General features: G+C 38.0%; 12 protein-coding genes. 6 read left to right on the top strand and 6 right to left on the bottom strand.

Annotation, left to right across the window (positions count from 1 at the left end; genetic code table 11):
• Positions 1-107 precede the first annotated feature (107 nt).
• The 5 genes from pgaC to Aru01_RS17220 all read left to right on the top strand — a co-directional run bounded on the left by pgaC (position 108) and on the right by Aru01_RS17220 (position 4,679).
• The gene (gene pgaC, locus Aru01_RS17240; RefSeq protein WP_016657273.1) at positions 108-1,373 is read left to right on the top strand and encodes a poly-beta-1,6-N-acetyl-D-glucosamine synthase; all 1,266 of its coding nucleotides are present in this window, start codon (positions 108-110) and stop codon (positions 1,371-1,373) included.
• A gap of 21 nt (positions 1,374-1,394) precedes the next feature.
• Positions 1,395-1,808 carry a poly-beta-1,6-N-acetyl-D-glucosamine biosynthesis protein PgaD gene (gene pgaD / locus Aru01_RS17235; protein ID WP_016657272.1) on the top strand — a complete coding sequence of 138 codons (414 nt, stop codon included), beginning with the start codon at positions 1,395-1,397 and terminating at the stop codon, positions 1,806-1,808.
• Positions 1,809-1,901: 93 nt separating this feature from the next.
• Positions 1,902-3,044 carry an acyltransferase family protein gene (locus Aru01_RS17230; RefSeq protein WP_016657271.1) on the top strand — a complete coding sequence of 381 codons (1,143 nt, stop codon included), beginning with the start codon at positions 1,902-1,904 and terminating at the stop codon, positions 3,042-3,044.
• 186 nt (positions 3,045-3,230) lie between these two features.
• Positions 3,231-3,704, top strand: a complete 474-nt coding sequence (locus Aru01_RS17225) for a hypothetical protein (RefSeq protein WP_016657270.1) — start codon at positions 3,231-3,233, stop codon at positions 3,702-3,704.
• Between the two features lie 591 nt (positions 3,705-4,295).
• On the top strand, positions 4,296-4,679 hold the full coding sequence (locus Aru01_RS17220) for a VOC family protein (protein ID WP_016657269.1): 384 nt from the start codon (positions 4,296-4,298) through the stop codon (positions 4,677-4,679).
• 49 nt (positions 4,680-4,728) lie between these two features.
• Here the strand turns inward: Aru01_RS17220 and Aru01_RS17215 are convergent, their stop codons facing one another.
• The 6 genes from Aru01_RS17215 to yihG form a co-directional block, all read right to left on the bottom strand.
• Positions 4,729-5,016 carry a PA4642 family protein gene (locus tag Aru01_RS17215; protein WP_016657268.1) on the bottom strand — a complete coding sequence of 96 codons (288 nt, stop codon included), beginning with the start codon at positions 5,014-5,016 and terminating at the stop codon, positions 4,729-4,731.
• Positions 5,017-5,109: 93 nt separating this feature from the next.
• Positions 5,110-5,382 (bottom strand): cell division topological specificity factor MinE, encoded by a 273-nt coding sequence (gene minE, locus Aru01_RS17210; protein WP_016657267.1) that lies wholly within the window; start codon positions 5,380-5,382, stop codon positions 5,110-5,112.
• Positions 5,383-5,384: 2 nt separating this feature from the next.
• Entirely contained in the window at positions 5,385-6,197 is an 813-nt protein-coding gene (minD, locus tag Aru01_RS17205) for a septum site-determining protein MinD (protein WP_016657266.1), read from the bottom strand.
• 66 nt (positions 6,198-6,263) lie between these two features.
• The gene (gene minC / locus Aru01_RS17200) at positions 6,264-6,971 is read right to left on the bottom strand and encodes a septum site-determining protein MinC (RefSeq protein WP_016657265.1); all 708 of its coding nucleotides are present in this window, start codon (positions 6,969-6,971) and stop codon (positions 6,264-6,266) included.
• Positions 6,972-7,090: 119 nt separating this feature from the next.
• Positions 7,091-8,140 (bottom strand): hypothetical protein, encoded by a 1,050-nt coding sequence (locus Aru01_RS17195; RefSeq protein ID WP_016657263.1) that lies wholly within the window; start codon positions 8,138-8,140, stop codon positions 7,091-7,093.
• An 80-nt stretch (positions 8,141-8,220) separates the two neighbouring features.
• Positions 8,221-9,138 carry a 1-acylglycerol-3-phosphate O-acyltransferase, YihG family gene (gene yihG, locus Aru01_RS17190; protein WP_016657262.1) on the bottom strand — a complete coding sequence of 306 codons (918 nt, stop codon included), beginning with the start codon at positions 9,136-9,138 and terminating at the stop codon, positions 8,221-8,223.
• A gap of 234 nt (positions 9,139-9,372) precedes the next feature.
• Here yihG and Aru01_RS17185 point away from each other — a divergent pair, with 234 nt between their 5' ends.
• Positions 9,373-10,029 carry a YiaD family glycine zipper/OmpA-like lipoprotein gene (locus tag Aru01_RS17185; RefSeq protein WP_016657261.1) on the top strand — a complete coding sequence of 219 codons (657 nt, stop codon included), beginning with the start codon at positions 9,373-9,375 and terminating at the stop codon, positions 10,027-10,029.
• Positions 10,030-10,127: the final 98 nt, after the last annotated feature.

Here is a 10,127-nt window from a genome sequence, read left to right as displayed (position 1 = left end):
ATGTCGCTTATTATCCAGATGATCCAATTCAAGGTCATCCAGGTACTGCTGAAATGCGTAAAGTTTTTGATACGAAGTCGTATCGTTTGATTCCATAAGGCAACAATATGTCGACTTTTCAAAGCATTTGGCAGGCTATGCTGAACTTTATTTTTTATTATCCATTGTTTATGTCTTTTCTTTGGATGATTGGTGCATTGATTTTCTATTGGTCTGAGCGTAAGGAACCCCCTTATACACAGCCTGTAGAACTTAAAGATTATCCCAAAGTTGCAGTGTTAATACCTTGTTTTAATGAGGGAGAAAATGCCTGTGAAACGGTGAGTCATGCTTTAAAGCTCGACTATCCAAATTTTGAGGTGATCGCAATCAATGATGGGAGTTCAGACAATACTGCTGAAGTTTTAAATCGGATTGCAGAGCAATATGAGCATTTGCGTGTTGTACATTTGGTAGAAAACCAAGGTAAAGCGATGGCTCTGCAAGCTGGAAGCTTAGTGACTGATGCTGAGTTTTTAATTGGGATTGATGGCGATGCACTATTAGATATTCATGCTGCAAAATGGATGATTCGTCATTTTCAAAACAATCCAGCGATTGCAGCTGTGACGGGTAATCCTCGTATTCGTAATCGTTCTACCTTATTAGGACGGATTCAGGTCGGTGAGTTTTCTTCTATTGTTGGCATGATAAAGCGTGCACAGCGTACTTTTGGTCGCGTATTTACCGTATCAGGGGTAATCACGGCTTTTCGTAAAAGTGCAGTGCATGATGTGGGCTATTGGTCTCCCAATATGTTGACAGAAGATATTGATATTACTTGGAAACTACAGCGCGCAGGATGGGATGTACATTTTGAGCCGAATGCTTTGGTATGGATTTTAATGCCAGAAAGTTTAGCGGGTTTATGGAAACAACGATTGAGATGGGCGATGGGTGGGGCACAGGTGTTAATTAAAAACATCGATGTGATTGTAAAGCCTCGTTTGAACTTTTTATGGCCACTATATATTGAGTTATGTTTAACTTTAATCTGGTCTTATCTGATGTTGTTTATCGCCGTCATGTGGCTGGTACAGTTGCTTTTACCCTTGGCTGGTTTACCAAAATTTGGTTCACCATTTTTACCCTTTGGTGCTGGCGTATTATTGGGAGCGACTTGTTTATTACAGTTTGCGATCAGTAAATGGATGGATAGTCGTTATGAATCGGGTCTTTGGAAAAACTATTACTGGATGATTTGGTATCCATTTGCATTTTGGCTTATCACAATTTCAGCAAGCATTGTCGCTTTTCCAAGAGTATTATTTAGAAGTAGTAGTGAGCGAGCGAGATGGGTCAGTCCAGATCGAGGTATACGCCATGATCGTTAAATATTTTAAGGGAGTGTATCAATGAAAAAGAATCCTTTGGTTATTGATTTACGACAACAGCTCCCATTACATAAACGTTATGTTTCAAATACGACAACTTTATTGCTATGGGGGAGTTGGTTACTGTTGTGGCGTCCAATTGTTATTGTGATTGGATTAATTTATGCACATCAAATCAACTTGCTTAATCGTGTGTTAGAGACATTCTCATCAGTGATTGAAAATGGTTTTACCGCTTTAGTTGCTTGTGCAATAACGCTTTGGATGTGGAGTACTTTTGTTTCACCCAAGTCCAAATCTCAGGCTGAACAAAAGAAAGTTGAAGAGTATGCTAAATATTTTGGTTTACATCAGAAACATTTAGAAGAAACGCGGCAACAGAAAGTCGTGTATGTACACCATAATCGAGAGGGTAAAATAACCCATCTCAATTAATGCTGTGCTCATCTCGAGCCATTTATTCTGGCGCTATAAATGAGTGGTTTTAAACAAAACCACTCATTTTCATTGGTACAATAGCTAAAATTTATGCAAAAGTTAAATGCTGCGGAAAGTATTCGAGGGTTGGCTAGTTTGGTGGTGGTGCTTTCACACCTCAGTTTAAGCTTTTTACCTGGTTTACATCGTTTTGATCCACCGAGTACAGAGATTGCTTGGGTCAATTGGATTCATCATTCTCCTCTGGGATTTTTATATTCTGGTACTGCTGCTGTTTATGTGTTTTTTGTTCTCAGTGGTTATGTATTAAGTTATGCAATTTATAAACATCAAGCCCAGCTAAATACTCAGTTAAAAAGCATGATGATTAAGCGTTATCCTCGATTAATGATACCTGTACTGAGTTCTTGCTTGATCACTTGGTTGATCGTCAATAGCTTTCAGGTCGATGCTCAGTATACTCAAGCATGGTTAGCGGAATATCTGGGCCAGACCGTGACTTTATCGCAGGCTCTATATCAGGGCAGTATAGGTGCATTCTTGTTTGCTCAAAGCTCTGTAAATTGGGTACTTTGGACAATGCAAATTGAATTTTTTGGCTCTTTTTTATTGTTTTTCTTAATTTATATTAGCCAAAAAAGTCATGCCTTATTTTTTATTGCCTCAATCGTTTTACCTCTTATGAGTTATATGGTTTGGGGAGAAGGGATGCTGCTAGGATTAAGCTGTTTTGTCATTGGTTTATATATCTACCGTTATGCCAAGTTGTTGAGTTGGCCAAGTGCGGTATTATTGATGTTTATTGCATTATATTTTGCTGGTGTACATCAAAGTAGTGCTTCATATCAATGGTGGGTTAAGCTTTTAGGTCATCGAGCTTATGAATATGGCAACTTCTTGGCAGGTGCTTTATTGGTTTATAGCGTAGTTATGAATGTAGAGTTATCAAAATATTTAGATAAAAAAATGTTGGTATTACTCGGTCGATGGTCTTTTTCTATCTATTTATTGCATTTACCTTTACTGTATTTATTTGGCGTACCGATCTTAAATCAGCTGATGTTTTGGCAGTTGAATTATAGTTTTGCTGTAGCCATTGCATTGTTGTTGTATATGTTATTGCTTATTGTCAGTGCGGCAATTTTTAGTCGATATATCGATCAATTTGCAATAAAATTAGCTCAAAAATCGATTCAATTATTGCATCGACAGAAAACTGAGCGCTTATCTTGATGAAGCTAAGTTCTTTGTATGGACGTCTGTCGATGTTAAGGAACTGTATTTTCATATGAGTTGTTACTATTTTTTTGTTTGAATAGCTGCGTTGTTAAAGTAATACTAAAAAAGTCATATTGATTGTGAGTTAAATCAATAAACATTTGATCGTTCGTGGATATTTTAGAAACATAAAGGTCTGCTATGTTGGGATGGGTGCTATTATTTTTACTAATCGTTGTTTGCCTATATCTTTTGATTCGTTGGCAAAGTAAACATGCTGTAAAAAATAATGTACAAAGCAAACCTAAAAAAATAAAAAGCATGTGGTCTGGGAGAAAGAAATCTACAGAGCCAACGATAACCGAATCTGAATTATTACCCGAACAACTGGCTCAGCTTGCAGAGGATCGTTTGCGTTTTGATCAAGTTGCAGAGTTACTTTTTGAGCAACGACAACACATTATTTCGAGAGTTTTAGCTGAACAAATTCAACAACGGTTTCTCAATAAAATGCCAGCAAAATGCTTAAGTCAAGTTGTTGACTATGACCTTGGTGAATGGTCAGTGTATTGGAGTTTTGAACAGCAATCATTGGAATATTATGTTGGACGTTATGGCATTTTTTATACCCATGTTGATCGTTTTGGACAAGAGCATAAAAGAGAAAAACACTAAGATGCCATCAGTCTCATTCATGCCTCGTATTTGATATTTGAATTAAACCACTTGATGAAAAGCTGCTGTATTTAAAGCACAAGTGCATTTTATTTAAATCGTTCGTCATATAGGTATAAAGCCTTTTTATTAAATGATTGACGTTTCAGAATGATGTGGGCGAGCTTCATCGTTTGTAAGCTAATGGTTTTTGTTGGTAAGTGGTTGAATTTATATATTATTTTTATTTTTTTAAAAATGATTAACGACAATTACAATACGATACTCCGAAGTTTTAGACCGTTGGTAGTAATTAAGCAGTTTTTATATTGAACATTTGTGATATTCATTACAAGATAGCAAAATGTTCTAAAGTTCGTACTATAGCAACGACATGAACTTTAATAACGAATAGATGATTGCCGTTTGGGCTAAGCAGAGAAATTTGCTTGAATTCGTTTATTTATTTTCAGTGCATAACATCGTTATAGCACTGTTGATTTGTGCTTAAACACTATAGTTGGTTCTGAACATAGTCAAAACGCTAATACTCAGGGACTTGAATAAGCTATAAATCAATTATTTTTGAAGAATGAAAGGGGGAGTGACAAGATGAAGTTTGCATATACAATTTTATATGTTGAAGATGTGAAAAAAACGGTGCAATTTTATAAAGATGCTTTTGATTTTGAACTTAAGTTTCAGCATGAAAAAGGTGACTATGCAGAGTTAGAAAGTGGTCAGACGACTATCGCTTTTAGTTCTTTTGATTTGATTCGATCATTGGGGAAAAATCCCAAACGTGCAGACAGTCAGACACCAAACTTTGAATTGGCCCTAGTTACCGATCGGCTTGAGGATGCATTGCAACAGGCAATCGCTGCTGGTGCTAAAGAAATTAAAGCCATTGAGCGTATGCCTTGGGGGCAATCAATTGCTTATGTTGAAGATATCAATGGTTTTCTTATTGAACTTTGTACACCGATGATGATTTAGCATTATAGATGAACCACACACAGAGCAATTGTTGTGTGTGGTTGGTGTTTTAAGCAAACTGCTTAAGTACATCAAGATAGTCTTGGCTATGGCGTGGAAATTGTGCAATCACCTGATGAATCGTTTGTCCCTGTTTATTGGTTGCTTGCACGTTACGCCCATCTGCAACAAAACGTTGTAATAAACGTTGATAATCACCAGTACGCATGTGTTTATATGCATGATATAGCACATGAAAGTCTGCATCTTCACCTTCTGGAGGTAATTGAGTCAGATAGGCAAATACACGTTCATCTGACCATTCTTCATTGAACGTCGCTGGCTGAGAGAGTGCCATGTCGATATCTCCGTATTCTAAATATATAAAAAAGGCAAAATAACCTGAGTCATTCTGCCTTTTTTCATCATTGATGACTAATCAATTATGTTTTTATCGTTCTTCAGGTAAATTGATATTCATTTCAAGCATTTCAATATTGGCTTCAGAACGAACTTGCATTTGGATATGTTGTTCGTCTACACCACGTACATAACGATTGACCACCTGCATAATTTCTTTTTTCATTTGGTCAATTTTATCCTGGCTTAAACGTTTTTCTAAGCCTTGTTCAGACGCAACAATAACCTTTAAACGATCTTTAGCTGTTTGAGCACTGGACTGTTTGTCATCGCTGCTGAAAAGTCTACTCCAAAATCCCGCCATGTTTATGCTCCAAATAAACGTGCCAACCAGCCTTTGGGTTTCACGTTAATGTGACGATAAGGACGCTCTTCACCGAGGAAGCGCGCAACGAGATCATCATATGCTTGACCTGCACTTGCGTCAGTATAGAGGATAACCGGTTTCCCTTCATTCGACGCTTGAAGTACGCTTGGGCATTCAGGAATTACACCTAAAGTAGGAACACGTAAGATATCTTTAGAAATATCATCTACAGTCAACATTTCTTGTTTGTCTGCGCGTTCCGGATTAAAACGTGTAATACATAAATGTTTACGTACACGTCCTTCATTTTGTTCTACTTTCTTAGTTTTGCTATCAAGCATACCAATGATACGATCAGAGTCACGAACCGATGAAATTTCAGGGTTAGTTACAATAATCGCTTCATCTGCATGATACATCGCTAAGATCGCACCACGTTCAATACCTGCAGGAGAGTCACAAATAATGTAATCAAATTCTTGAGACAACTCATCCATGACACGTGCTACACCTTCGTCAGTGAGTGCATCTTTATCACGAGTTTGTGAAGCAGGTAAAATATATAAATTTTCGATTTCTTTATCACGAATAAGTGCTTGTTGTAAGCGTGCTTCGTTATTTAAAACATTGACAAAGTCATAAACGACTCGGCGTTCACAGCCCATGATTAAATCTAGATTTCGCAAACCTACATCAAAGTCAATAACAACAGTTTTATGGCCTCGTAGGGCTAAACCTGTTGCAAAAGATGCACTAGTTGTGGTTTTACCCACGCCACCTTTGCCTGATGTAACAACAACAATTTTGGCCACCGAATCCACTCCTGTTATGGTAATACTCCCAGTTTAATGGGGTTAATGGTGCTTAGGTTAAATACATTAAATTTGTAGAGCTTCAAATACAAGCTCTTGTTGTTCATTCAAGTAAATATGTACGGCTTTTTTTATCATATCTTCAGGAATATCATCTGAAACACAGTAAGTTCCAGCAATTGAAACCAACTCGGCTTCTAACGAATGGCAAAAAATTCTGGCAGAAGTATCACCACCAACACCTGCAATGACTCGACCACGAACGCTACCATATACATGAATATTACCAGATGCGATTAACTCAGAACCACTGTTTATTCCAGAATTAACAATGATATCACCTTGGTTCTGCACTAAACATTGTCCAGTTCTAAGCACTTCATCGTGGTATGAGGTGACTTGACTAATATTGTGTTGTGCTGCGGTGTTCTCTGATGTTTTAGCAGCATTATTATGTTCAACAACTTGTTCTTTCGTTGCTTTTATTTTTTGTAATGGACGATCTGCCGCAATCACAGGAAACTGTATTGCACGTGCTTGATCGCCAAGTAATCCGTCAATGACTGCCATCGGTTGTAAGTCTAAATCGATGAGTAGTTGAATCAGAGAAATAAGTTCCTGCTCAACGGTGGTATCGATAATCACCAGTGCACCCTGATACGCATTTTCATCCAACATCGTTGACAGTTTACTGCGGATGACGGAATGATCACTTGTGTCAAAAGTTAATCGGGTAAAATTAACCATTCTGCCGGTGATCCGTATATCGCCCATAATTATTCCTTAAGGAGCTCCGAATTTATATTGTGATCGGAATAAATTGAAAGTCAGCAAATGCTAGTTCAATTTGCGTGATTTCACTAGCAAAGATACAAATATTTTCAAGGGATTGATTAATCTCTAGCAGATTCATATTTTTCAAGCTCAATTTTCCATTGTTTTACTTGGATTTGTTTTTCTATTGCATCTAGACTCTCATAGACTGCCGATTCTACTAACTTTTCTAAGTTTTGATTATCGATATTAATATTGCTTATTTTGTCGGCAATATGTTGGAAAAGCTGATTCGGGTCTTGTACAGAACCTTGGGTAAAGGGCTGTATTAGGCCTCGACTGATATTTTCACCTAGACGCTGGCCTATGTCTTGAATACGCTGCTCTAATACTCCCCCGACAATAGGTAAACGTCGTAGAATCTGCGTCAATTCGGGTGTGTCTTCGATCGCTTGATTGACGACTTGACCTACCTGATAACTAATTTGGTTTTGTTGTACTTTAAGCTCAGTGGATAAGCTTTCCTGTAATACTTCAGCCAATGTAGTGGCAAACAACTGGCGATGATGGTCGATTAAATCATGAATAATTTTACGATGCGTTGAACTGCTGTTTAATTCATGGCGAACGCCATCGACAACCGTCATTACAACTCGGTCAGAAAGCTCTTCCATGATTAATTTATAGTAAAAACTCAAGGTCTTTAATATTTTTTCAGGAATAACATGGTGTCCCATCTCGTGTAGACGATAACCAATGACCACAGCACGTAGAAGTCTTAAAAAGCGTAGCTGTGGCGTAATGGCAAGTAATTCATACCAATGAATAAATGGAAAGAAAAACCAGCGTTGATGATGTTTACGTACAATTGCGATAAACCAACGAACAGCAAATTCGATGAGAAGAAAACTAATGAACCAGCTTTCGGTAATAATCACCCAAGGATTGAGCTCTTGCCGATAGAAATTCAATATCGCATCAAGCTGCAACATCCCAAATAGCCAATGTGCAAAGTTGCTCATTAATATGGCATTGGACAATAAACAGAACAGGTTGACGATAATGATCCCTATCATGAAGATGTCATATATCAAGTAAATTTTACGTTCTGTTCTGTTTTGACCATATTTAGGATGGTCTGGTTGATCTTGAGGCAATGTGGCTGACATAAACATCCTTGCTATAAATCACGATGATTGTTGCTTGAACAGCATGGCGCATGATGAGTCATACACATTAATGCTCAAGCTTAAACCATGTGCTTGGCTTTCATCTCGGTAATAAGTTGATCTTTTTCTTTCCAGATTTGATCGATCCACTGCTGGAAACGTTGACGGTACTCAGGATCATCTTCATAGCTGCCCGCTAAAATCCACTCTGGAAGTTCTATTTTGCGTAGATTGACCATAATCTTTGACGTATCACCTAACCAAAAATTTTGATAGTCGGGTACGCCGTCAGGATAAACAATGGTCATATCGACTAAAGCATCGATTTTATTTCCCAAGATATTGAGAGCCAGCGCTAATCCACCAGCTTTAGGCTTAAGTAGGTTTTGATACGGAGACTGTTGTTGAGCATGTTTTTCTGCTGTAAAGCGTGTGCCTTCTAAGTAGTTCAATAAGGTAAAGGGCTGACTGAGCAGTAATTCACAAGCGCGACGAGCTTCATCTAAATCACGATGTTTTAATTCAGGATTTTTTGCAATTTGTGCTTTGCTATGTCGCTTCATCATTGGAAAGCCTAAGATTTTAAAGGCCTGACCAACAAAGGGAATAAAAATGAGTTCCCATTTGGTAAAGAAGCGAGTCAGTGGCATGCGACTGAGCCCAAAATATTGATTTACAGTGGTGTCTACCCAACTTTGATGATTACAAGTCATCAGATAACGGCCTTGTAAACTCAGTGATAACTCGGGGTCGATGCTAATGTCCCATTGAAGTTCGGGTAACACATGATCTATTAACCAGTTGTTTACTTTAAGCCAGCTATTGGTAATCTGAATATTGGTTTCATCCACTTTACTTGACTGTTTAAATAACTTAGTTAAACCTAGTGCGAGTACGGGAGGTCCATGTAAAAATGTGCTTCCTGCCATGACTGAGCCAACGGTGAGTCCTTTGGACAGTTTTTTAAATCGTGTTTGCTTTTTTATTTCTGAAGTCATAGAACTATCCCAATGTTCATACTTGAGTTAGGAGGCTATTTTGACTTGAGTTGCTAAGCCATGTCAAAGAAGCATAAATAAGAACGAATTGTGAGGGTTAAGGCTAAAATATATCATTTAACATATTACAATATGTAATTTAAAAGTTTACTATTAACAAAAAATTAATGGCAATATTGGTTTGTATTTACCATTATTACGACATATTTACACAATACAAGTTGGAGGCATGTCATGCGTGCATTAGTAATTTCTGCGGTAGCTGGGGCTTTAGCACTTTCAGGTTGTCAAACAACGAGCAATGGAACTGGCGGTGGTTTAAGCGATTATCAAAAAACAGCAATCGGCGCTGGTATTGGGGCATTGGCTGGTTACGGTCTATCACGTTCAAATGCAAACACTGCAGCACAAAATAACCGTGCAGCAGCAATTGGTGCGGCACTCGGTGCAGGTGCTGGTCTTTATCTTGACAATAAAGAGAAAAAATTACGCGAACAAATGGCTGGAACGGGTGTTGACGTTTCTCGTAATCCAGATGGTTCTGTAAACTTAGTTATGCCTGGTAGCATTACTTTTGATACCAATAAATCAAACATTAAGCCTAACTTCTACGGTACTTTGAATAAAGTAGCGAGCACACTAGCAGAAGATAACAAGAGCGTTATTTTGGTAACTGGTTATACCGATAGCACAGGTAATGACTCAATTAACCTTCCATTATCACAAGCACGTGCTCAAGCAGTTTCAAACTACTTGTCAGGACAAGGTGTTCCTGCTGTACGTATCAACGCACAAGGTCATGGTTCTGCGAACCCGATCGCGGATAACTCAACACCTCAAGGTCGTGAACTTAACCGCCGTGTAGAAATCAGTATCTATGCAAAACAGTAATACTTATGCCTAAGGGCTTGAGTATAGAGATCTAAGATGTAAATATCATCCAAGATCATAAAAGGGCTCTATACACTTGCTATAGAGCCTTTTTTTAT

It is taken from the genome of Acinetobacter rudis, from assembly GCF_000829675.1.
Taxonomy (GTDB): Bacteria; Pseudomonadota; Gammaproteobacteria; order Pseudomonadales; family Moraxellaceae; genus Acinetobacter; species Acinetobacter rudis.
The sequence above is the reverse complement of the archived record's forward strand: the minus strand, read 5'-3'. Positions and strand labels throughout refer to the sequence as shown.